We start from the raw sequence: 24,109 nt of genomic DNA on the forward strand, positions 1-24,109 counted from the left end.
GGCCGCAGCGGTCATCTCGGACCGCTCGGCCGTCGTCCGACCGGTCCGCACCGCGCACCTCAGCGCAGCGCGGCCATCGTGACCGTCACCCCGTCCAGGCTGCCAGCGAAGTCCGCGCCCAGCGCACGCGAAGGCGTCTGGAAACCGGCCGGCAGCTCCGGCAGCCGCCCGACGATCCGCAGCACCGAGTCCACCGTCATCCGGTACGGGTTCGGCCCGGTGAGCGTCGCCGACACCGAGTTGCCGGCCGCGTCCCTGGCCCGCCCCCACACCTCGCAGCCCGCGCCGTTCAGCGCCCGCTCCCCGGGGCCGCGCACCAGCCGCCCCAGCGCACCGCCGACCGCGCCGCGCAGCGGCCCGAGGCGCATCACGCGCGTCATCGCCAGCGCGGGCGCCGGCACCGCGGTGTACGTCGTGATGTCCGGGATACCCGTCGAGTGGTAGGCGGTACTGACGTCCCCCCACGGCACCGACACCACCGTCCGCGCCCCCGAGGGGAAGGCGGCCCGCACCTGCCGCGACCCGAACGGCACGGTACGGATCTCGCCGCCGGAACGGATCCGCCCGCCCTCCGCCGCGCTCTCCACCGCGGTACGCACCGTGCCGGGGCTCGCCCCGCTACGGGTGACGAAGGCCAGGTCCAACTGGGTGGCGTCCGGCAGCCGGGCCGCCAGCAGCGCGGCCACGCAGTCCGTGGGCACCACGTCGAAGCCCGCGCCCGGCAGCAGCGTCACTCCCGCCGACGCCGCCCGGCCGCCCAGCGCGTGCAGCGACTCGAACACCTCGATCTCACCGGTGATGTCCAGATAGTCGGTGCCGGTCTCCATGCAGGCCGCCGCCATCGGCAGCGCGGTCCGCACGAAGGGACCCGCGCAGTGCGCCACGCTGTCCACACCGTCCAGGCCGCGGCGTATCGCGTCCGGCTCCTGCAGGCCGAACACCCGGTGCTCCAGGCCGAGTTCGGCTGCCAGCGGCACCACCTTCGCGGCGCTGCGGCCCGCAAGGACAGGGCGCATACCAAGGGCGACGGCGCGGCGGGCGATCAGCCGGCCGGTGTAGCCGGTAGCGCCGTACAACAGCCAGGTCATGGGTGTGATCCTCCTCCGAGGGCCTGACCGGAACCGTACACGCGCGGCCCGCGTCGGCGATATCGGGTGGGCGTCGGGCCTGCGGCATGCGACTCTGGAGGCATGACCGACCAACAGCAGCAGGCCGCTGCGGCCCCCGCGGCCGCCGAACCTTCCACCGACGAGCCCGAGGTCGCGGCGCCCGCCGCGGACGAGGACGACGTGAAGCGGAAGTTCCGCGAAGCGCTCGAGCGCAAGCAAGGCGCTCGGCGCGGGGCCGGTGGCGCCGGTGGCGGCCCCGACCAGTCCAAGATCCACGGCGCTCACGGCCGCGCCGGCGGGCCGCGCGAATTCCGCCGCAAAAGCGGCTGACGCCGTACCTTTCCCCCCTCGCCCCGCCCGCTCCCGGGCGGGGCCGTCCCCTTTCCCCGCCCGCGCCGCGGGGTGGGTGCCACGTGCTGTGGCGTTGCTTTCCTCCCTGCCGCCCGGGCTGGGCTCGCGGTTCCCCGAGCCCTGGGTAGGTGCCCCACGCGCTGCGCGCCCGCCTGACCCGCCGCCGCGGCTTGCCGCTCCGTTCTCGACTCGGCCGTCACCGCGCTGCGATCGGTGGTCGAACAGGCCGGTCCCGACCTCGGGTTCCGGCTCTTCCTGAGGATCATGTACGAGTACACGGTCCCCATCAGCCGGGAGAAGTACGACCAGTGGTGCGCCCTGGGCAAGCGCTTCGGGTACGGGGTCTCCCACCTCGCGGACCTGGAGTTCCTCGTCACACCGGACCGGTGAGGCCGACGGCCTGCGGACCGGGGGAGCGCCCCCGGTCCGCAGGCCGTTCCGCGTCCGGGCGGCGCGGTGGGGACACGCGGGACCGCGGCCACAGCCGTGAAGATCGACACTCCCGTGGAGATCGGCAGCCGACCGCATAATGGGACAGGCGGATGTTCCGCCGATCGAACGATTCCCTGCCTGGAGGAAACGTGACCGGCGCAGGCCGACGGCCGTCCCGCCTCGTGAAAGCGCGCCCCGCGCCCTTCGGGGCCGACCCCACGGGCGCGCGCCTCGACCGCATCCTGCGGTCCCCGAACTACGCGGACGGCGCGTTCGTGAACCCGGTGGGTGTCGGCCCGGGACCCGGCAGCGACTTCCTCAAGTCACTGCCCGCCAACCTCCGCAAGGAGGTCCGGGTCCCCAGGAAGCCGGCCAGGCCGGTCCCCGTGCACCCCACCACGCTGGCCGACATCGCGGTGCCGCCCGCGTCCGGGCTGCGGCTGACCTGGATGGGCCACTCCACGGTGCTGGCCGAGATCGGCGGGCGCCGGGTGCTGTTCGACCCGGTGTGGGGCGAGCGCTGCTCGCCCTTCGCCTTCGTCGGCCCGCGGCGCGTGCACCCCACCCCCGTCCCGCTCGGCTCGCTGACCGACCTCGACGTGGTGGTGATCTCGCACGACCACTACGACCACCTCGACATGCCGAGCATCCTCGAACTCGTCCGCAGCGACGTCGTCTTCGCGGTGCCCCTCGGCGTCGGCGCGCACCTGGAGCACTGGGGCGTCTCCCCGGCCCGGCTGCACGAGCTGGACTGGAACGAGTCGACCGAGATCGCCGGCCTGCGCCTGACCGCCACCCCCGCCCGGCACTTCTGCGGGCGCGGCCTGCGCGGCCGCCAGCAGACCCTGTGGGCGTCCTGGGCGGTCACCGACGGCACCCACCGGATCTTCCACAGCGGCGACACCGGCTACTTCCCCGGCTTCGCCGGCATCGGCGCCGAGCACGGCCCCTTCGACGCCACGATGATCCAGATCGGTGCCTACAGCGAGTTCTGGCCCGACATCCACATGACCCCCGCCGAGGGCATGCAGGCGCACCTCGACCTGTCGGGCGGCGCCGCGCAGGGCGTGCTGCTGCCCATCCACTGGGGCACCTTCAACCTCGCCCAGCACGCCTGGTCCGAGCCGGCGGAGGGCACCGTGGCCGCGGCCCGCGCGACCGGCGCCGCGATCGCCACCCCCCGGGTCGGCGCACCCTTCGAGCCCGCCGACCCGCAGCCCGACGACTGGTGGTGGCGCGAGGTCGCCGTCGTCCCGGCGGGCGGCTGGCCGGTCCACCCCGCGCCCCCGGCCGCCACCGCCCACCCGGCTGGCGACTTCGAGGCCGCCCGCCCGGAGTAACCGCAGGCCGTACGCGTACGGGCAGCGGACGGCCGTACCCGTACGCGTACGGCCGTCCCCCGAGCCGGCGGCCTCGGCCATGAACCGGATCTTGGGTTTCCGGCTATGTGCGGGCCGCCCTGCGGACACCGTCCCGCCGGAACGCGGCAGCAGTGTCGGGATGCTCCCGACACGAAGGAACAGAAAATGTCCGCTTTCTCCCGCAGAAAATTCCTGGGCGCCGCCGCCACCGTCACCGGCGCGGCCGCCGTGGGTGCCGCCACACCCGGTGTCGCCGCCGCGACGTCCGAGGCCGGCCCCGAGCACGGCCACGACGGCCACAAGCACGGCGACATCCGCGACATCAAGCACGTCGTCGTGATCATGCAGGAGAACCGCAGCTTCGACCACTACTTCGGGTCCATGAAGGGTGTGCGCGGCTTCGGTGACCGCGCCACGATCCAGCTGCCCGGCGGCAAGTCCGTCTGGGAGCAGCCGAAGACGCCGGCGGTCGGTGCGGAGACGCAGTTCCCGTGGCGGCTGAGCGGCGCGAAGACCTGGAGCGGCGCCACACCGCCGAGCGCGGAGCTGGGCGCCGCCAACTACGGTGGCACCAGCCACGGTTGGACCGACCAGCACGGTGCCTGGTACGGCGGCCTGATGAACGGCTGGTACTACGCCAAGGGCGGTCCGACGACCCTGGGCTACCTGGACCGCAAGGACCTGCCGTTCCACTACGCCCTCGCCGACGCCTACACGGTCGGCGACGCCTACCACTGCTCCGTGCTCAGTGCGACCGGCCCGAACCGCACGTACCTGTGGGGCGGCACGATCAACGCCGACAAGAAGCACGGCACGTTCACGGCCAACGACGGCGGTGACGAGCTCGGCAAGTTCCTGCCGTGGGAGTCCTACGCCGAGACGCTGCAGAAGGCGGGCGTCAGCTGGCGCGTCTACCAGTGCGCGGACGACTACGGCGACAACGGCGTGGAGTACTTCGACACCTTCGCCAGGCTCGACCCGGAGCAGGGCGGCACGGCCGCCCCCGGCAACGCCTACTACGACAACGGCGTCAAGAACGTCCCCGAGCCGGCCACCGGACTCGCCGGCAACGCGGACAACATCAACGCCGCGATCCGCGCCGACGTGCTGAACGGCACGCTGCCGCAGGTCAGTTGGGTCGTCAACAACCAGTTCTTCTCCGAGCACCCGGTCACCGCTCCGAGCAACGGCGCATACTTCCTGCGCGGCGTCCTGGAGGCGCTCAACGCCGACCCCGAGGTCTTCAACTCGACGCTGGTGATCATCAACTACGACGAGAACGACGGCCAGTTCGACCACGTCGCCCCGCCGGTCCCGGCCCCGGGCGAGGGCGACGAGTTCGTGGCGGGCACCATGGCCGCCTACGGCGTCACCGAGCCGCTCCCGGTCGGCCTCGGCTTCCGCGTGCCGCTGATCCTCGTCTCGCCCTGGACCCGCGGCGGCTGGGTGACCTCGGAGGTCTCCGACCACACGTCGGTCATCCAGTTCGTGGAGAAGTGGACCACCGCGCTCGGCAAGCCCGCCGTCTCGCCGAACATCAGCGCGTGGCGCCGCAAGGTGTGCGGCGACCTCACCAGCGCCTTCGACTTCGCCTCGCCGGTCTACGGGCTGCCGCGGCTGCCCGGGACCGGGGACCTGGTCCCGGAGACCCGCTACACCCCGCTGCCGGGCGACAACACGATGCCCGTCCAGGAGAAGGGCACCAAGCCTGCCCGCCCGCTGCCCTACCAGCCCAACGCCAACCTGACCGGCTTCGGCGCCGGAACGGCGGAGCTGGAGTTCGGCAACCAAGCGCCGTTCGCCACCAGGGCCGCCCACTTCGCCGTCTACGACAACACGGTGGCCGCCGTCCCGACGCTGGCCCAGTACCCGGGCGCCTTCCCCGGCCAGTACACCGTGGGCGCGAAGAGCACGGTCACCGGTACCGGCCCCGTCGGCTCCGGCCCGAGCGACACCGCCTACGACCTGACGGTCACCGGCCCGAACCGCTTCCTGCGCCGCTTCGCCGGCGACACCGCCGCCGCGGGCAAGGACCTCGTCGTCGAGGCGGCCTACTACGAGGGCAAGGCGGCCGGCCACCCGAAGCTGCGCCTCACCCTGCGCAACAACGGCACGAAGCCGGTGACGTTCACCGTCCGCCACAACCACTACGTCACCGGCGCCCCCTACCGCGCGCAGCTCGCCCCGCACGCAAAGGAGACGTGGGTGGTCGACGCGGTCAAGCTCAGCGACGGCTGGTACGACGTGACGGTGACCGCCGACAGCGACTCCTCGTGGTCCCAGCGGTTCACCGGCCACCTGGAGACGGGCAGGCCCAGCATCAGCGGCTGACCCGGCAGCGGGCGGCAGCCAGGCCCGCCGCCCGCGTCCACCCCGGCCCGGCGCACCGAGGACCCGCGTCCTCCTGCACCGGGCCGTCCCGGCCACGGCGCAGGAGGCTGCACCCGCCGGCCGGGACGGGTCAGGCAGGTCCTACGAGGTCGCCCGGCCCAGGTACGTCAGCACACCCGCGTCCGGCACCGCGATCTCGTGGAAGCCGAGCCGGTCGTAGAAGGCCCGTGCCGCGACGTTCTCGGTGAGCATCCCCAGGTGCACCGCCGGCACCCCGCGCGCGGCCAGCGAACCGAGGAGGGCGTCCATCAGCGCCCGCCCGTTGCCCGCTCCCTGGTAGTCGGGCAGCACGTCGATGTGCAGGTGCGCCGGGTAGCCGGCCAGCGCCGGCACCACCATCCGCTCCGGCGTGTGCAGCAGCCAGGCCATCACCTCGGTCGGCGTGGCAGGTTCGCCCTCCGGCGCGGGCCAGCGGTCCGCGACGGTCGGCAGCCACTCGTCGCGGAAGCGCTCGACGAAGCCGGCCGTGTCGGCGGTGCCCAGCACGTAGCCGACCGCCTGCCCGCTCCCGTCGTCGACCACGAAGGTCGATTCCGGCTCCAGGACGGCGTAGGGCGCCGCGAAGAGCGTCCCGAGCAGCTCGTGGTCCTCCTCGGGGTAGTCCCCGCTCGCGTCACCGCCGGCGGCCGCGGTCCGCAGGCAGATGTCGTACAGCGCCGGCAGGTCCGCCGGCCGGTACGGGCGGATCGCAGGCGTCACTGTTGCTCCAGGTCGGTCTGCGGGAGGGACTCGGTGGCCTCCAGCGGGACGAAGGTGAAGGAGAACGCGGCGGGCGCGGCCTCCAGCCGCTGGCCGGGCAGCACCTCGGGGCCGCAGGACGCGCTGCCCAGGCCGTGCAGCGCGTGGTCCAGATGCACCCACAGCGTGCCGCCGCGCACCAGGTCGTACGTGTGCTGCGCCGCGTCCAGTGCCTCGGTGCTCCAGCGCCGCGCGGTCATCCAGAAGGCCGGCGCCCCCTCGATCCGCAGGCCCGAGCCGTCGGGCCTGCGCAGTTCCGCCCACCGCACGTCGGGCCTTGCGCCGTTCTCCTGCGGGCGGACGTACGGGGTCTGCAGCTGCTCGACCGACGCGTGCCAGCGCCCGATCCTGGCCGCCGTCCGGCTGTCGGGGTAGGCCTCGCCCGGCCCGCCGCCGTACCAGTCGACGGAGTCCAGCGCGGTGCACACCCCCATCCGGACCCCGAGCCGGGGGAGCGGCAGCCGCCAGTCGCCCTCCGGGGTCACCGCGACGTCCAGTTGCAGCCGGTTGCCGGTCGCGGTCCAGGTGTAGACGGTCCGCAGGGCGATGTCGGCGGCGGCCGGGGCGACCCGGGTGGTGACCGTCAGCGCGTCGCCGCCGACGTCGACCCGGACGACCCGGTGCTGCATCCGGTGCAGGCCCGACTCCCGCCACTGGCGGTCGAGTTGGCTGTCGGGGAACCAGGGCATGCCGCGGTCGTTGTCGGTCGGCGCCCGCCACACGTCCAGGCGCGGGGCCTGGAGCTGGGCGCCGCCGAGGTAGTTCAGGGCGCCGCTGGCGGCGTCGAAGGTGCCGGGGCCGAGGATGACCACGCCGCCCTCGGCGAACCGGGGGGAGTGCGGGGTACCGCGGTGCACCCGGCCGCCGGTGCCGGGACCGCCGACGCCCCGGGCGGGCGCCTCGAACTGGGTCCACGCCACCTCGTGCCCGGCCGGCGCCCACGCGGTGTCCTCGGCCAGCACCGCACGCACCGTCCAGTGGGCCTCGCCGTGCTCACCCCGGTCGCCGGGGGAGCCAGGCATCAGCGGCAGATCGAGGAGAGCGCTCTCCCCCGGTCCGGTGGGCGGAACCGTGAACCGCCCGGTGCCGCCGACGACTCCCTCCACCTCGTAGGTCCAGCGGAACGCCAGCCCGGAGAGGTCCGCGAAGTCCTGCCGGTTGGTGACCGTCACCTGCCCGCGTTCCGGGTCGCCCTCGATCCGTACCGGCTCGATCACCTTCTTGTACTCGACCAGGCCCGGCGACGGCGTGCGGTCGGGGAAGAGCAGCCCGTCGCAGACGAAGTTCCCGTCGTGCAGCTCCTCGCCGAAGTCCCCGCCGTAGGCGAAGTACGGCGTCCCGTCCGCGGTCCGCCGGCGCAGCCCGTGGTCGATCCACTCCCAGACGAAACCGCCCTGGCAGCGCTCGTAGGTCTCGAAGATCCGCTGGTAGTCGGCAAGCCCGCCAGGCCCGTTGCCCATCGCGTGCGCGTACTCGCACAGCAGGAAGGGCATGTTGCGCCGCCGCTTGTCCAACTCGGCGTCGGCCAGCGGCGGTTCGGCACGCCGGCCGATCAGCTCGGTCTCGGCGTGGTCGGCGTACATCCGCGAGTAGACGTCCACGTCCGCGCAGGACAGGTCGCCCTCGTAGTGGATCGGCCTGGCCGGGTCGCGGTCGCGGATCCAGGACGCCATCGCGGAGAGCCCCGCGCCGGTGCCGCACTCGTTGCCCAGCGACCACATCACCACCGACGGGTGGTTCTTGTCGCGCTCCACCATCCGGGCCGCCCGGTCCAGCAGCGCCGGCGTCCAGCGCTCGTCCGCCACCGGGTTGCGGCGCCAGCCGACCTCCTCGAAGCCGTGCGTCTCCAGGTCGCACTCGTCGACCACCCACATGCCCAGCTCGTCGCACAGGTCGAGGAAGGCCGGGTGCGGCGGATAGTGGCTGGTGCGCACCGCGTTGATGTTGTGCTGCTTCATCAGCAGCAGGTCCTCGCGCATCGTCTCCTGGTCCAGCGCGCGCCCGTGGTCCGGGTCGAACTCGTGCCGGTTCACCCCGCGGAAGGCGATCCGCCGCCCGTTGACCTTGAACACCCCGTCCTCGACCACGACGGTGCGGAAGCCGATCCGCAGCGGAATGCGCTCCCCCTCGGTCGCCAGCTCCGCGTCGTACAGCCGCGGCAGCTCCGCCGACCACGGCTCGACCGGCACGATCACCGGCTCGCCGGTGGGTATGTCCAGGCCCAGCTCGGGCACGGTGACGGTGCCGCCGGGCTCGCAGTCCACCCGCAGCGTGCCGAGGCCGGTGGTGTGGTCGTAGCCGCAGTGCACGAAGAAGTCGGTGACCGCGCCCTCCGGGCGCTCGATCAGCGTGACCTCCCGGAAGATCCCGGGCAGCCACCACATGTCCTGGTCCTCCAGGTAGCTGCCGGACGACCACTGGTGCACCCGCACCGCCAGCACGTTCCCGTGCGGCTGCAGCAGCTCGCCGACCTCGAACTCCACCGGCAGCCTGCTGCCCTTGAAGGTGCCCAGCTCCGTCCCGTTCAGCCACACCCGGGCACAGGAGTCCACGCCCTCGAAGCGCAGCACCGCCGCCCCGCCGGGCCAGTCGTCCGGCAGGTCGAAGGTCCGCAGGTGGTCCCCGGTCGGATTCTCGGTCGGCACGTACGGCGGGTCGAGGGGGAAGGGGTAGCGGATGTTGGTGTACGCGGGCTGCCCGTGCCCCTGCAGCGGCCAGTGCGACGGCACCGGCAGGACGTCCCAGCGGGCGGCGTCGTAACCCGGCCGCGCGAACGAGTCGTCCTCGGCCTCCGCGGTCGGCGACAGCCGGAACCGCCACGCCCCGCCGAGCCCGACCCGCCGCGCGTCGGACACCGCCCACCACGCCCGCGGCGGGAGCGCTCCCGTGCCGGGGGCCATGTCCTCGTAGTACGGAACGGCCGCGGACGGCTCCGCCTCGTGCATTGTCGCTGCTCCTCAAGTCCCGGATCTGCGGTGTCGCGGGCGCCGGGCCTGCCGAGGCCCGGTTGATCCACAGGTTGATTCTGCTGAGGCAGCGGGTCCGCCGCTAGATGTATCGATCACCGAATTGTCCCGCCCTTCCGGGCCGATCGCCCGGATGTGGCCGAATCTCCCCGCCCCGCACGGGACTTGACCGCTTTGCAGGGCCGCTGGGATCATGCCCGCCCGGAAGGACTGGGGGGACAGCGCAGATGATTCAGACATCGGATGTGACCACGGTCACGTCACTGGCGGGCGCGGCGGAGCCGATCGGCGGCCTCAAGGGGGGCTCGGCCTTCATCCTGATCGCGGCGGTGGTCGTGGTCGTCGCCGTGATAGCCGTCGTACCGCTGATCATGGACGTCCGCCGGGCCACCGCGTGGCGCCGCCAGCTCACCGACCACCTGATCGACCGCGCCGCCACCGATCAGGAGGTCCGCGACTTCCTCCGCGACCTGCGCGAGCCCCGCGGGGTGCGCGGCCTGACCCGCAGCATCATCGCCGTCCTGATCCTGGCCCTGGTCGGCTTCGCCCTGGCGGTCGCGATGCTCTCCTCGGGTCCCGACTCCGGCGACCTGCGCAAGACCATCGTGACGTCCCTGATGACGGTGCTGGCCACGGTTGCCGGCTTCTACTTCGGCAGCCTCGGCGCCCAGAACAGCGCGGAGGACGCCCGCCGCCACGCCACCCGCCAGCCCCCCACCAAGCGCCCCCCGACCCCGACGCAGCCCCCGTCACCCCCCGACCACGAGGCGTAGCCCCCCTGCCCCCGGGGTGTGAGCGAACACCCCCCGAGGTGAGGTAGTCTTCTCGTGCACGGCCCCCCGGGGATCAACCCCCCGGGACCGGCCAGGCACCGGGACGTGGCGCAGCTTGGTAGCGCACTTGACTGGGGGTCAAGGGGTCGCAGGTTCAAATCCTGTCGTCCCGACCAGCGTTTTCGCAGGTCGGAGGCCGTTTCCGCAGAGATGCGGGGGCGGCCTTTTCGATTTCCCCGCCGGGTGTTGTCGCCTGTTGTCGCACCGGCTGTGACTTTTTCCGCCGGGCTGTTCGGGCTTGACCTGCACGTTCGTGTTTCGCGTCGGTGAGGGGATACCGCGGGGCCGCTATATCTGACATGACCCGGGCGGTTTCATGGCCGAGTGGGTCTCCCGATCGCAGTGATTGATGCCGATTCTTGCTGATCTGCTCGTTTTGGCGCCCTCGGGTGTTGTCGCGCCGTGGCGACAACACCCGGGCCGGTGGGGTGCTGACGTGCTGTTACCCCTTGAGGGTCGCGCTGGTGTCAGGCGGCGGATCGCAGTGCACGGGTCGGGTGCTCCGGGTGTTGGGTGCGTTCGTGGTCGGCTTGGTCGAGTGCGGCCGCGAGGGCGCTGGTGGCGTCGTGGGCGGCGTACTTGAGGAGGTGGCCGTAGAGGTTGACGGTGGTGGCCAGGGTGGAGTGCCGGAGGGTCTTGGACACGATGGCGACGGGTATGCCTGAGCTGATCATGATGGTGGCGGCGGTGTGGCGTAGGTCGTGCAGTCCGATGCGGGGGAGTGCCAGCTCCGTGCTGCGACGGCGGAGCTGGTCCAGCACCCATTGGGGTCGCAGGGGCGCTCCGTCGTAGCCGGCGAAGACCAGGCCGCCCAGCGGGGTGCCGGCGGGTTGGAGACGCCGGTGGATGGCGGCTTGCCGGCGGAATGCAGATGCCACGCGGGGGGAGAGTGCGATCCAGTTGCGGCTGGCTCGCGTTTTGGGCGGGCCGAGGTGCAGTTCGTTGTTGTTGACGGCCGACAGCGACCAGCGGACGAACAGGGTGTGCTCGGCCAGGTGGACGTCGGTCCAGTGCAGGCCGAGGATCTCACCGCGGCGCATTCCCGTGCCGATCATGACCTCGAACAGGTCGCTGAGCTGGTCGGCGTAGTGCCGGGCGTTGTGGTGCAGGAATGCGGCGGCCTGTTGGGGATCCCAGCACACCCGCTCGGCGGCTCGCGGGCGGGTGGGGACGCAGTATTGGGCGGGATTGTAGGCCAGACGTCGTGCGCGGACTGCGGAGTTCAGGGCCGTCCGCAGGGTCGAGGCGACGCGGTAGACGATGACGCGTCCTCGGCCGGCGTTCAGCTGCTCGGCAACCCATGCCTCGACATGCCGCGCCCGCAGATCTTCCAGGGGGAGCGTCCCGAAGGCGGGTATGAGATCGCGATGTACGTTGTCCCGGTAGCCGGCCACCGTGGTCGGCTGCAGCAGCCGCTCCTTGGCCGTAAGCCATTGCAGCAGGTAAGCGCGTATGGTCAGGTCCGGTTCCCCGATACACGCCCGTGCGCTCGCTCTCCAGAAGCAGGCCGAGAGCCTTCTCGGCCTGATGGCGACTGTCGAATCCTGTCCTGCGGCGGGTATGGCGCTGGCCGTCGGCGGCGGGAAGATCGACCGCGAAAGCCCAACTCCCATGCTTCGGCTTCGCCGCCAGCTCTGGGCAGCGCGGCCCACGTAGCCGCCTGCGCTCGTCCCGGCAGCCGCACGCCCGATAGATCCTGCCTCGCGAAATGGGTTGCTGCTCCAATGCCCACTCCTTCTTGCGCGGTCCTCCATCGACGATGTGCTCGGGGCCGTGGGCAGGGAAGGGCGTGGACAACGGCGCGGGAGGCACCCCAGCAGCGCTCGGAGGACCTCCGCCGACGCATGCGGTTCGGAACCGGAACTGTCGCTCGATCTTGCAGCAGACCCCTCTGGTCCTGGCGGCAATTGGTCGACGTCTCCGCCCCGAGGGTCAGTAGGGTGGGTTCATGCCGAAGAACGAACCGTTCATCATCGACGGAGTCACTTACGAGCGCGATTCGGCTCCGGGAGAGGGCGGATCAGCCGTGGTGTGGAAGGTCCGCCGTAAGCCCGACGGCCAGGTGCTCGCAGTCAAACGGATTAAGAAGGACCGCAACGCGGACTCCGCTCGCAACAAGCGTTTCAAGCAGGAGATCGAGTACGGGCAGACATCGAGCCACCCGAACGTCGTGAGAATCCACGCGCGCTCAGAGGACGTCAACTTCTTCTACTACGTCATGGACTTCTACCCTATGACGCTGCGAAACGTGATCAACGACGAAACCGATGCTGACGTGCTTCTCGGCTACGCGCGCCAGCTCTGCGATGCGCTCGCGTACGTGCACGGCGACGGCATAGTGCATCGCGACATCAAGCCTGAGAATGTCCTCGTCGACCCTGATGTGCGTGGGCTTGTCCTGGCCGACTTCGGCATCGCGCATTTCAAGGACTCCTCGCTCACGAATCGCGGGGACCTACTGGTGAACCGGAACTACCTCGCTCCCGAGCAGATGGTGAGGAACAACGCCCTCGGTATCGGCAAGCCAGCGGACATCTTTGCGCTCGGCCTCGTCATAACCGAGATGTTCACGAAGCAGAACGCCCGAGGGCGACGACACGCGCTTGTGCGCGACCGCTACCCCTTCCTGGCGGACCTCGACCTGATCATTGAACAGATGCTGCTCCAAGATGAGGCGCAGCGGCTCCGCATCGATACCGTACGCGGCATGCTTCGGGTAACCCTTCAGCGGCTCGATTCGGCAATTGAGGAGATCTCCGATGATCTGCGCCCCAAGGAAGCGTCCGCCGACAGTTCGTCCGGCGAGGTTGAGCGGATTCTCGGGCGTGCCGCCAGAGGTGTGTTGTCGGCGAAGCATGTCTTCGAGCGGGTCGCCGACGCAGAGCTCGACCGGTTCAACCTCAACTATCACTGCGAGGTTGCGTACCGGGTGAGCACGGAGCTGTTCAATACATGTGCTCAAGCCGTTATATATGCCTCGTGCAAGGCGAAGTTCGACTATGAGGGCGCCGGGCGGTGGGACGAGAACGACGACGCTCTCGTGTTGTCGGCCGCCAAGCCGGGACTCCAACGCGAGCTGGAGACGATTCTGGCTGATTTCCCCCTCCCTCAGTCTTCGCGCTGGGGCGGTCTGCCACGGCGGTCGGCTCACTTGTTCCGGTTCTGCAAGGACTACCACTGCGAAGAGCTGCTGACGAGCATCCGCGAATCTGTCTACGGTGAAGGCAATGGCTCGTTGCGGACGAATCTGATGAGCGCCCCAATCCTCTGGATTACCCGCTGGATGCGTACGAATCTGGACACCGACTACTTGGAGTTCGACAAAACAGTTCGCGAGGACATCGGTTTCGAGCGTCACCTCTCGGTGCTCTGGGACGAGACGCTTCCGTTGGATTCGGCCCGAGAAGCGGTGGGAGTGGATCTGTTGACCGAGCCGCTCAACGCCGACGACGTCGCCGGCACACTTCAGGCGTTTGAAGCGAAGTGGGATGTCTCCGTGGGAGAGCTTGTAGACGGTGGGTACTCGGTCATGTTCCGGTCACGCAACACCTACCGCTGCTTCCACGACGAGGCGCTCGACCTCGCAGAACCGGGCTCAATATTCGAAGCCGACGTCCTCAATCTGCTCCGCCCTGAGGCGGAGTTCGACGATCTCGTCGCACTCACATGGGATCGGGATTTCGACGTTGTAGGTGCCGAGAATTATGTCCGTGCAGGTCATGCGGCGTGATGGTACTCGTGGAGGATGCCGCGGAGGCGGTCGTGTCTGCGGATGTCGAGGTGGGTGATCCGGTCAGAGGTGAGGGGTTTCGGGAGCGGGTGTAGGGGAGCGGCGCCTGCGAGGGCTCGGTGGGGTCTGTGTTCGTTGTGGAACTGCTCGTACTCGCGCAGTGCGTGCATGAGGTGGGCTTGGTCCCAGATGAGAGTGCGGTCGAGCAGTTCGGCTCGGCAGGAGCGGATCCAGCGTTCCATGATTGCGTTCATGCGGGGCATCTTCACCCCGGTCTTGACGGCCTCGACGCCCTGATCGTCGAGCGCGGCGTCGAAGCTGGTGGGGTAGCGCACGTCGCGGTCGCGGATGAGGTATTTGATCCTCGTTCCGGAGTCCTGGATGTCCATGGCCAGGTTGCGGGCGAGTTGGGTGACCCAGGCGGCGGTCGGCTGCGTAGTGGCGCCGAGGATGCGGACGCGTCGGGTCGCGTGCTCGATCACCGTCAGGACGGTCAGGGTCGCGCCGGTGAGGGTCTTGGTCTCGAAGAAGTCGGCGGCGAGGATGGCTTCGGCCTGGGAGCGGAGGAAGGTCGCCCAGGTGGTGTGTTGCCGGTCGGGCGCGGGCGGGATGCCGTGTTCCTTGAGGATGCTCCACACGGTGGAGGCGGCGACCTTGATTCCGAGTGCGGCGAGTTCGCCGTGTACGCGTCTGTACCCCCAGCTGGGGTTCTCGTGCACGAGGCGCAGGACCAGGACGCGGATGGATCGTACGGTGCGGGGCCGGCCCGGGCGCTTGGGGCGGGAGGCTTTCGCGTGGCGGCGTCGGAGCAGCTCGCGGTGCCAGCGCAGCACGGTGTCGGGGGAGACGATCAGGTGGAGCTGACGCAGCCGCCCGTGTGGGAGACGGTGCAGCAGTGCTGCCAGGAGTGCCCGGTCGGGCCAGGTGAGTTGCGGCTTGCCTGTCTGTCGCTGCAGGACGACCAGTTGGTGGCGCAGGGCCAGGATCTCGAGGTCTTTCTCGCGATTGCTCATCGGCAGCAGCCGCATGAAGCTGACGGCGGTCGACAGGGCGAGGTACGGAAGTCGCAGCAGCACAGTCGAGCATCCTCGCAGCTGGCCGAGGCGGCTCCACGAGTAGCCCACCTTGCATCGGACGCTCAACTGCCAGCGCGCACCGCTGACCCCGAACCAGGGCTGCGACCAGCACGGATGCGATATCCGGCACCTACAAGGTCTCCGGCGCGCAGGACGCGGCGGACGGTGGCCTGGCTGACCTTATGCCCGAGGCGGCGCAGTTCGCCGTGCACTCTTCGGAAGCCCCAGCGTGGGTTCTCGGTGCCGAGTCGGATGATCAGCTCGCGCAGTTCCACTGGAACTGGAGGGTGTCCTGCGGACGGCGGCTGCGTCCACTTCTTTTCGCGGCGCAGCACCGCTACCTCGTGCCGCAAGATCAATATTTCTGCGTCCTTGGCCGCGGAAGAGCGAGACAGCAGGACCAGCCACGCGAAGATCCGCATGGTGATCAGGTAGAGCAGTCGCACCAACATAGGGACTGATGGTGTCCCATCGCTGCAGGGGAGGGTCGTCCCAGGCCAAGAGCTGTGCAGCCATTCTGGAGCGATACGGGGCGGACGCCCGGCCGCATAACTCCTTGACCACCTGCGAGATCTGGCTGGTCAGGCGCGTGGTGCGGCGCTGAAGGCGCTCCAGCAGCCCTGGGATCTGCTCGCGGAAGGTCTGCCGCCGGCAGCCCAGGACCGGGCAGACCAGGCGCCGGACCCGGACGCGGACCACGACGCGGCGGCTGTCCACCGGCACATCCGCCACCGTCCGGACGTGGTAGCCGTGCACCTTCCCCGTCGGCACCCCGCACACCGGGCACGGCACCGGCACATCCCGGGTCCGGGCCACGACCCGGACCGCATCGCCCCCGTCCGCCACATCGTCGACGACCAGCGCCGAGAGCCCTGAAAACACCGTCACCACAAGGGAGTTGACATCTCGCATACAACGTCAACGACGACCGTCACCTGCCGTCACCACCTCCTACGGAACAGAGCCACTCGCTGGATAGACCCGGGACTTGGGGTTGGCGACCGGCACAGTCTGAGATCGGCGCTCAAGGCCGTGACCTGGACGGATGATGTATCGGCACGCGCAACGTATCCCGACTTCCGTGAGCCGGGCCGACCACGTGGCTACCGCGTGTACAGACCCGCTTTGCGGCGCAACTCGTTCGTCCTCGCGATGGCATCGCCGTCAGCCCGGTTGGTGGAGACCGCCTCCGACCTGAGCCGAACCCTCTCACCCGGCGGGACCTGGGACAGGGGCGTGCGGTGACCCACGTCATACTTTCCCGGGCCCTGCCAACGTTCGCCGACCCGCTGAGCCTCACGGCGCATATTCGGGGTGATGCCTCGGTAGCTGCCGGGCCTGGGATTGACTTTGGGCGCGTATGCCTTGCCGGCCCGGGTCCCGATTCTGTCGATGGGGATGATCGCATGCGTGGGGACATCGGGCCTGACGGCCGACAGCGCGGCTCGGCTCTCGGCCGCGGTCTCGCCTGCTCTTGCGAGACCCCGTCCGGTTCCGACCGTCGCCCCCGGTCCGCCGGCGCCTACGAACGCGAAGGCAGGGGCCCGGACTGCCTTGTTCAGGAACGGCGTGGCGACTTCCAGCGCTTTCCCGACCCCGGCAGTCGCCACTTCAAGGACCAGGTCCTTGCCGAGCTCCTTGCCTGCCTCCGCTGCTCCCGCGTAGCGCTCGTCAATCGCGAACTGGGGTCCCCCGACCCAGCTCGACGGACCGTTGACCGGTCCCTTTCCGAACTGGACGATGTCGCCACGTTCAATGTGTCCCATGCCTTCCGCGCGCCGCAGCGCCTCGGGATCGGACACCTTCGGCTCGAACTCGCGCAGGGCCGACTGGGGCTTCGGCGGGGGCGGAGGTGCGGGTTCGAGCGCTCCTGGTACGGGTGCGAACGCGGGTTTGGCGGGCTTCATCGTGATGCTGGAAGGGCCAGAGAGACTGGCCGGCGGGATGCCCGACGTCCGGGCGGCGCTGTCCGGGTCGATCCAGGTCAGCGGTGTCGGCTGCCCGCTGGGTGTGAGGATGGGGGTGCCTTCTGTGCCAGCTGGGTCGACCATCCCGATCGGGTCGTCGTGGACGTAGCAGTAGGGATTGAGGCCATCGGTCATGCCGAGCGGGTCGCAGCTCGCCCATCGTCCGAGCCATGGCGCGTAGTACCGGGCCGTGTGGTGGTTCAGTCCTGACTCCTCGTCGCGTTCCCTGCCGGCGAGCCGGAAGCGCTTCGGGGTTTCGGTCTGGCTGGCCATGGCCTGGTACGAGGTGCTCCCGTAGGGCGTGTACTCCTCGTAGGACAGGATGCGCGCCCGGTCGTCGAGTTCAAGGCATGCCGAGCCGAGATGGTTGCCGAACTGGAACCGCGTCAACTGGGCGGGTGCGGTGTCGGCGCCGGCGGTGTCGCGTGTGCGGGTCTCGACCAGGGCCACCCGCTCGGCCTTGTTCATGACGTGCAGCGTCTCCCGCTCGAGCGTCTCGTTGCCCTGCGTACGGCGGTAGATCTCGAAGCCGCCGAGATAGATGCGCTCTTCGGTCACGCCGGCGGACTTCTCCCAGACCTTGCGTATACGCTCACCGTCCGCGTCGTAGACGAAATACGCGGTCCCGCCTGCTGCCGGGTCGGCCCGACGCATCTGATCGAAGTGGTCCCAGAAGACGTTGGGGTCGGGATCGGCGCCACGCAGGTGCGGCATGCGCGTCATGTTGCCGTGCGCGTCGTAGCGGTAGCGCTCGTCGGGCGGCGCATCGCCCCGCGCGGTGGCCGTGCTGGTCAGGCGGTTGCTGAGGGTCGTAGGCGCGGCGGTGTCGAGGGCACTCGCTTCCGCGTACTCGTAGCGGCGGGTCCAACCGGGTGCGCGGGAGCCGCTCGTGTGGCGCATGGTCGTGATGTTCCCGGCTCCGTCGTAGACGTACCGTTCCGTGTACGTGCCCATGGCCCCGCCGTCACCCGGATGGGGCAGTCGAGTGCGGAGCGAGTCGTCGGCCGAGTACGGGATCGGGGCGCCGTTCTGTCCCAGGTGCTCGCGGCCGGTGGCCTCGGTCAGGCGGTAGATCGCGTCGTAGGTGTAGTCCGCGCTGGGCTCGACCACCTGGTTGGCGAAGAAGACGCGTTGCTGGGCGTCGTCGCGGACGTGCACGACGTTTCCGACCGGGTCGAAGACGTAGTTCAGATCCTGCACCTGTCCCTCGCCAGGGATGTCGCTCGGCGCTCGGGTGGTGCGCAAGCGGGTGAGCCGCAGGGTGTGCGGATCGAAGGTGTACGACGTCCGTGCTCCGTTGCCGTAGTCGATCTGTCGGCGCCGCCCCAGGGCGTCGTAGTCGATGCCGGTGACGTACGGTGTCCAGGTCTCCTGCCCACCGGCCGCGGCGGCGTGGAGGTTGACGTCGAGGCTCTCGATCAGGTTGGCCTCGTTGTATCCGGGCCGCACCACGCTGGCGGCCATGGCCGGTGTGTGCGGTGTGGTCATGGTCACGGGCCGGTCGAGCGCGTCGTAGGTGGTTGACGCGGTGTAGCTGTCCGGTTCCAGGGTCGTTGCGAGTGCGCGCTCCAGCGCCGCCTGGTCGATGACCGCGGTGGCCAGAGCGGGCAGGGCGGCGAGGTCGGTGTCGACCGCGTGCCAGTCCACCGTCGTCCGGTAGCGCGATCCGTTCGTGAGGCGGCGCGAGGTCCGCAGCGGGTTGCCCTTGAAGTCGTGAGCCTCGGTCTGGACGGCGCCGGCCTGGTCGAGCTGCAGATGGACCACACCGCGCAGGTTGCGCGCCGCCGCTTGCGGGTGCTGCTCGCCGTAGACCAGCCGTTCTACCAGGACTTCGAGGTCCGGGTTTTCCGGGTCGGTTCCGAGAACGAAGGTGCGCAGCGGTCGACGGAGCGGGTCGTAGGCGGTGCGGAAGCGGTGGCCCCGCTGGTTCCAGGCGCGCAGCGGCCGCCCCAGCACGTCGTTGATCATCCAGCGGGCCCCGGAGTCCATCGAGTGCCGGTGGATCTGGCGGCCAAGCAGGTCGTAATGTGATCGCATGACGACTCGGCCCTGCCCGTCGCCGGTTTGGTCGACCGCGTCCTGGACCGCGCGCTGGTTGCCTTCGATGTCGAACTTCGTCCTGGTCGCCAGGAGCAGCCGCCGCTCCGGATGGTCGGGGTCCGGTCCATTGTCGGCGATGCTCAGGAAGGGCCGTCCGAGCACGTCGGCGTGAGCGGTGCTCGGAGTGCGGGCATGGGCTGCTGCTTTCGCCGCGGCGGACCGCTCTTCCGGACCGAGGTCGCCCGTGGCGCGCTGCTCGTACCAGGTCTGCCACACTGGGCTGCCCGAGCCGGTTGGCAGGTGGGCGAAGTAGGGCGCGACGAAGCCGGCGATGTCCTGATCGGTGCGCGGGTCGTCCAGTACGGTGTCGTTTCGATCCCAGGTGACGTGCTGCCAGGAGTCGAAGACCGACTTCTCGTAGCTGTGGTCCGGGTGCAGGGTGGCGACGACCCGCCCGAGGGGGTCGTAGAAGAGGACGGGGCTCACACCGGCCTGCACAGCGAACTCGAAGCGGTGTGTCGGGCTGAAGAACGGCTCGAAACGGCGGACCGGTAGGCCCTTGTTGTTGAAGACGGTCCATCCGCTGCCCACCCAGCGCGGATCCAGCGCAGGGCCGTCCTCGACCATGGGCCCGGGCTCGGCCCGCAGCTTTTGCTGGATCACCCGGCCGAGGCCGTCCGAGTAGGAGAAGCTGAGCTGGACCTTGGTCGGTGTTTCTCCCGCCAGGTCGGCGTCGTGCGTCTCCCGGGCGAGGACGCAGACCGCCGCGGGCTGCGGGTCAGGCTGGTCAGCGGTTCGCTGGTAGGCGAAGAAGTCGTGGACCAGCCGGGTGGTCGCCCGGCCGAGTACGGCCCGCGGGTCGGCAAGCGGGGAGTTCATGAGGGCCGTGATCTGGGCTTCGCTCAGGTCAGGATCGAGGCCGGCGAGAGAGTCCCCGAGGTTTTCTGCCGGCTTGCCGCCAACGGCAGTCGCGACCACCAGTCCCAGGGCGTCGAACGCGGCCCAGGTACGGTTGCCGTTGGCGTCGGTGACCTGACTCGGTTGCAGCACCCGGTAGTCGTGGCCCGGCTTCGTCAGGTCAATGTCACCATTGGGCAGACGTTCGCCGACCGTGACGCGGTTGCCGAGGGCGTCAGCGGTCTCGACAACGAGCAGGTCGTGGCGGTCGTAGCGGATGAAGCCCTGGGTGCTGGTCTCGCTGCTGTGGAACGGGTCCCGGGTGCGGGAGGGCAGGAAGAAATGGCCCCGGGCGTAGCGGAGTTCTTCCGCGGCCTCGTCGTCGGGGCCCGGCGACAAGAACACCTGACCGGAGGGAACCCACCACAGGCCCTCGGGGTCCGTAGCCGGGAATCGGCCGTCGGCCACCAGTTGCCGGCCCTGCAGGTATCCGCCCCTGTCATCGCCCGGCCCCTGGAGGACGGTCTCCGGTTCCGGCAGCAGTGCAGCGCCGTCGCGCCGGAACACCTGGTCGAGCAGCTCGGCGGTGAGCGCCAGCGAGTAGCTCTCGCCGTGGAGGGCGCGTGGCTGGAGCACGCCGACGGGAAGGAAGGACGACAAGTCGTCGGCCCGGTACAGCTCGCGTGTCCATTCGATCAGGCGACGCGTCCGGTTGCCGGCGGCTGTCTCCTGGTAGCCGATCTCCTTGTCGTAGATCGGCCGCAGCCTGGGGGATGCCGGGTCCGGCTCCACGAAGTCCTGTGCCGAGTAGCGGTCGTCGGGGCCGCTCGCCAGGTAGCCGGTCAGCTCGAAGACGCGGGTCTCCGCCGGCAGCGGGGTGCGGTGGTCGTCCGGGAAGGCGCTGGGGTCGGCGATCGGGCCGGCCAGGGCATTCTCGGTGTACGTGAGCAAAGCCGTGGTCTGGCACGCTCGGTCGGTGTCGAACGGCAGCGGCGACGGCCACCGTCGCCCGTACGCGATGGCCACGGACTTGAGAACGTTGCCGAACGGGTCGGTCTCAAGGGTTATCGAGTGCTCCGCGCGCGGGTCGTCGGGATCGCGCTCGTGATGGCGCCCGATGCTCTCAGCCGGATGGGACGAGAAGACGGCGTGCTGGTTGACACCGCGGCGCTGTTCGAGCCGGACGGCGAAGCTATGCTCGACGACGCTGTACGGGTGCTCCTGCCGGGGGCTTCCGTCCAGGGCGTAGATCTCCTGGCGAAGCATCGCTCCCTTCAGCGCGCGGTGGGCTTCTCGCCCTTCCTGGGCGGTCAGACCGGCCGGCATCGGGGGAGGGGTCAGCGAGCCGGGCGGAAGGTGGTTCGACCCGGGCGGGGCGCCGGTGTGGAACCACGTCCGGGTGCGAACCGGTGCCATGCGCGACGCGGGATGCTCGTTGTCGGCCGCCGACTCGGCGCCGGCGAGCGCGCGGAGTTCCTCGGTGTCCCACTGGTCCACCGTGCCGAATCCGCGGAACTCCCGCTCGTCACCATCGAAGTGGCCGTGATGGTAGGCGTACCGGGTCACGAAGCGGTTGCGGCTGACCCGGTCAAGGGTCTGCACCTGTTCGACTACGTGAACGGGAAACGGCAGGCGCGTGGCCCACGGTTCGCCGTTCCGCTCGTCGAGGAGCGAGAACTTCGTCGACGGCGCGTAGCCGATGATGGTTTCCGCACCGAGGTTGTTGGAGGTCCTGACCAGCAGATGGGGCTTCTGGTCGCCGGCCAGGGGCACATACCGCATCTGCCTGCCGGCGTCGCCCGGCAGGGGCGAGGACCAGATCAGGCAGGCCGTGCCGTTGCCGAGCACGTCGGCGATGTGTATGGACACGACGTCGTCGACCGGGGGAAAGGCATCCAGGTGCTGGGCCGGGCTCCAACGGTTTCCCGACTGGTTGAGGTAGATGCGGACGCCTTCGTGGTGCAGGTAGACCAGATCCGCGGTGCCGGTCCCGTCGATGTCGGCGAGGCGGACGCGACGTTGGTCGAACTGGTCGGTGTCGTCCAGCGGCAGCAACCCGTCCATGGTCACTTTGGCGCCGAACCGGCCGTAGCCCAGATTGGGCCAGTAGCAGATCTCCGTGTTGCGGATTCGGGCGAGGTCGGCGAGTCCGTCACCGCTGAAGTCGGCGAGGTAGATCGACTGGGTGCCGTCGGCGAACACCAGCCGGGGGCCCGCTTCTTCGTCGAGCGGCTGAGTCGTCCGCAGCGGCGGACCGAAGCCCACCTCGGCCAGCGACGGGTGCCAGAGGAACGCGTCCTCCTCGATCGTCAGCACATCGGCGTGACCGTCGCCGTTGAGGTCCACCAGCCTGACGTCGTCGCCGTTCAGTGCGCGGTTGAGCCGCGAGCCGAAGGTGCGGAACGGCTGCCAGCCGTCGGCGTCATCGTGCTCGTACAACCCGGGTGCGGGGCCGTCGAGGACGACCAGGTCGGGCAGCCCGTCACCGGCCAGATCCATGAACTGGGCCCGCCCGCCGTCCAGTCCGGGGCCGGGCCTGGTGGTGACCGGTTCCGTCGGGGCGAAGCGGACGGTCCCGGCTTCCGAAGGGCTCAGGTTGCGGATGTAGAACCAGGCGTCCGCTTGTTCGGTCAGGATGCCGGCAACGCCCTCGCCTCGAAGGTCGACCCACTGGTAGGCAGCCGAGTCGACTCCGACAGGGAGGTTCGCCCAGGCCGCCTGGTCGATGTCGCGCACCAGGCGCGGTCCAGTGGGCTGGGAGTAGTCGAACTCCAGCGGCGGAAGGCTGAGCCGCCGGTAGCCGTCGTCCAGGCGCCGGTAGCCGGTTTGTGTGGCCGAACGCAGAAAAGCGTATCCGGAGCCCGCGTCCTCCAGGCCGGAATAGGTCAGGTCCGTCGAGCGGGCGAGGCCGTCGTAGCCGTTCTCGCCGCCCGGGCCGTCAGGTATGTGATGAAAGGTCAAGATCCGTCGGCACAACCGCGTGGTGCGTACTTCGAATCCGGCCCGGTACGAGGAGAACGCGTCCTTGCGGAAGGTCCAGGCGCCGAGGTCATGCGGCGTGGGGCTGTCAGGGTCGTGTTCCCCGTAGTCGAAGACGACCTCGAACATGAATTCGGCGCTGGTGGTTTGCTCCGGCGGAAGGTCGGCGAGGAACCGGGGCCGACGCCCGGCATCGTCCAGCAGCGGTCGCCGATTTCCGTACTCGATGCGCTTGAGGTACATGTTGGTGCTGCGGCGCGCGTCGTCGCGCGGACCGCGGTTTCGTTCGCAGGCTTGGGTGAGATCGACTCCGAGACCGTTGTCCGGCAGGTACCGGTAGCGGACGACGTTGCCGACGTCGTCTCGCGTCTCGCAGATCAGCCAGGTGAAAGTCCGGGCGGCGTCATCCGGGTCCGCGATCCTCGACTCGGCGTCCTGGCCATACATGGTGAGGATGTTGTCCTTGGTGATCGACCGCCAATGGACGGCGCCGTCGTGCCGATGTGTCCAGCGCTCGATCCGCGCGAACAGACCGTCCACGCGGGGCCTGTATCGCCGGACGACGTAACGGGGATCGATAGAGGTGTCGTCGAGATACCCGCCGTCTGGGCCGAGCAGGGGCACCAGGTCCTCGGCCTCGGACAGCAGGAAGACGTCCGATTCCTGCTGGTCGTGGTAGGCCGGAAGCCCCCTGTCCGTCCTGCGCGTGATCGAGGGGAGGGCCAGGCTCCAACCGAACCCGAAGATCCCATTGCCCGATCCGGAGTCGTAGGACAAGGACAACGCCGGTTCTGACCCGGAGCGACCGGGGCTGGTGACGATCGGCACGGTCATCGACCCGGTTCCCGTCACGGGATTCGCCGTGAACTTCTCGCCTATACCGCGAATGGCGCCACCGCCCTTGGGCAGTGCCACCGATGGCGTCTCGGGGGCGGGCGGACGCGGCGCATTGGGTGAGTGCGGCTGTCCTGTCCGCCGGTCGGTGCTCTGCGGTGGTGGCATGCGCGACACCCCGGATCGCCTGTAGCGGCCCGCCCGCGACACGGACGGCCGGTTGAGGGCATAAATCCAACATCGCCCCTATGGGTGAATATGTGTGATTTATCTTCCACTTTAGGGTAAGCACAAAAGCGTTGCAACTGCTCGTTCGCCCGCCTCCCATGACACCACCTGTGGTCGCCCTGCGGGCGTCGCCGGTGATCGGACCTCGGCGGGTTCGACCCGTCCGGGAGGCGAAAG

13 protein-coding genes, 1 tRNA gene and 1 pseudogene are annotated in these 24,109 nt (G+C 69.8%); 7 read left to right on the forward strand and 8 right to left on the reverse strand.

What is annotated here, in order from left to right; all coding sequences use genetic code 11:
• Positions 1 to 59: 59 nt before the first annotated feature.
• Positions 60 to 1,088: a saccharopine dehydrogenase family protein gene (locus tag NFU81_RS26215; RefSeq protein ID WP_251494418.1), complete on the reverse strand. Its 1,029-nt coding sequence runs from the start codon at positions 1,086 to 1,088 to the stop codon at positions 60 to 62.
• A 102-nt stretch (positions 1,089 to 1,190) separates the two neighbouring features.
• Here NFU81_RS26215 and NFU81_RS26220 point away from each other — a divergent pair, with 102 nt between their 5' ends.
• From NFU81_RS26220 to NFU81_RS26235, 4 genes are all read left to right on the forward strand, one after another.
• Positions 1,191 to 1,439, forward strand: coding sequence for a DUF5302 domain-containing protein (locus NFU81_RS26220; RefSeq protein ID WP_251494421.1), 249 nt, complete (start codon positions 1,191 to 1,193; stop codon positions 1,437 to 1,439).
• Positions 1,440 to 1,673: 234 nt separating this feature from the next.
• Positions 1,674 to 1,850, forward strand: coding sequence for a hypothetical protein (locus NFU81_RS26225; protein ID WP_251494423.1), 177 nt, complete (start codon positions 1,674 to 1,676; stop codon positions 1,848 to 1,850).
• Positions 1,851 to 2,041: 191 nt separating this feature from the next.
• Positions 2,042 to 3,232, forward strand: a complete 1,191-nt coding sequence (locus NFU81_RS26230; protein ID WP_251494425.1) for an MBL fold metallo-hydrolase — start codon at positions 2,042 to 2,044, stop codon at positions 3,230 to 3,232.
• Positions 3,233 to 3,418: 186 nt separating this feature from the next.
• Positions 3,419 to 5,584, forward strand: a complete 2,166-nt coding sequence (locus tag NFU81_RS26235) for a phosphocholine-specific phospholipase C (RefSeq protein WP_251494429.1) — start codon at positions 3,419 to 3,421, stop codon at positions 5,582 to 5,584.
• Positions 5,585 to 5,725: 141 nt separating this feature from the next.
• Here the strand turns inward: NFU81_RS26235 and NFU81_RS26240 are convergent, their stop codons facing one another.
• Positions 5,726 to 6,343, reverse strand: coding sequence for a GNAT family N-acetyltransferase (locus tag NFU81_RS26240; RefSeq protein WP_251494432.1), 618 nt, complete (start codon positions 6,341 to 6,343; stop codon positions 5,726 to 5,728).
• Complete coding sequence (locus tag NFU81_RS26245; RefSeq protein ID WP_251494435.1) at positions 6,340 to 9,327, reverse strand: glycoside hydrolase family 2 TIM barrel-domain containing protein; 2,988 nt, start codon at positions 9,325 to 9,327, stop codon at positions 6,340 to 6,342. Before NFU81_RS26245 ends, NFU81_RS26240 begins: the two co-directional genes overlap by 4 nt.
• A gap of 248 nt (positions 9,328 to 9,575) precedes the next feature.
• Between NFU81_RS26245 and NFU81_RS26250 the strand changes: the two genes are divergently transcribed.
• Complete coding sequence (locus NFU81_RS26250; protein WP_251494438.1) at positions 9,576 to 10,121, forward strand: hypothetical protein; 546 nt, start codon at positions 9,576 to 9,578, stop codon at positions 10,119 to 10,121.
• 99 nt (positions 10,122 to 10,220) lie between these two features.
• Positions 10,221 to 10,297, forward strand: a tRNA-Pro gene (locus NFU81_RS26255).
• A 351-nt stretch (positions 10,298 to 10,648) separates the two neighbouring features.
• Here NFU81_RS26255 and NFU81_RS26260 read toward each other — a convergent pair.
• The gene (locus tag NFU81_RS26260) at positions 10,649 to 11,935 is read right to left on the reverse strand and encodes a site-specific integrase (protein WP_308208325.1); all 1,287 of its coding nucleotides are present in this window, start codon (positions 11,933 to 11,935) and stop codon (positions 10,649 to 10,651) included.
• A 194-nt stretch (positions 11,936 to 12,129) separates the two neighbouring features.
• On the opposite strand from NFU81_RS26260, the gene NFU81_RS26265 reads away from it, so the two are divergent.
• Positions 12,130 to 13,911 carry a serine/threonine-protein kinase gene (locus tag NFU81_RS26265; RefSeq protein WP_251494445.1) on the forward strand — a complete coding sequence of 594 codons (1,782 nt, stop codon included), beginning with the start codon at positions 12,130 to 12,132 and terminating at the stop codon, positions 13,909 to 13,911.
• On the opposite strand, the gene NFU81_RS26270 is transcribed toward NFU81_RS26265, so the two are convergent.
• The 4 genes and pseudogenes from NFU81_RS26270 to NFU81_RS26285 form a co-directional block, all read right to left on the reverse strand.
• Positions 13,899 to 14,987 (reverse strand): integrase core domain-containing protein, encoded by a 1,089-nt coding sequence (locus NFU81_RS26270; protein WP_251494448.1) that lies wholly within the window; start codon positions 14,985 to 14,987, stop codon positions 13,899 to 13,901. The genes NFU81_RS26265 and NFU81_RS26270 overlap by 13 nt on opposite strands.
• Positions 14,988 to 15,049: 62 nt before the next feature.
• Positions 15,050 to 15,439 carry a helix-turn-helix domain-containing protein gene (locus tag NFU81_RS26275; protein ID WP_251494452.1) on the reverse strand — a complete coding sequence of 130 codons (390 nt, stop codon included), beginning with the start codon at positions 15,437 to 15,439 and terminating at the stop codon, positions 15,050 to 15,052.
• Positions 15,440 to 15,488: 49 nt separating this feature from the next.
• A pseudogene (locus NFU81_RS26280) lies at positions 15,489 to 15,899 on the reverse strand (transposase family protein); the annotation flags it as partial.
• Between the two features lie 191 nt (positions 15,900 to 16,090).
• Positions 16,091 to 23,872 (reverse strand): SpvB/TcaC N-terminal domain-containing protein, encoded by a 7,782-nt coding sequence (locus NFU81_RS26285; RefSeq protein WP_274038070.1) that lies wholly within the window; start codon positions 23,870 to 23,872, stop codon positions 16,091 to 16,093.
• Positions 23,873 to 24,109 lie beyond the last annotated feature (237 nt).

This window comes from Actinacidiphila cocklensis, assembly GCF_907177275.1.
In the GTDB taxonomy this organism is placed as follows: Bacteria; Actinomycetota; Actinomycetes; order Streptomycetales; family Streptomycetaceae; genus Actinacidiphila; species Actinacidiphila cocklensis.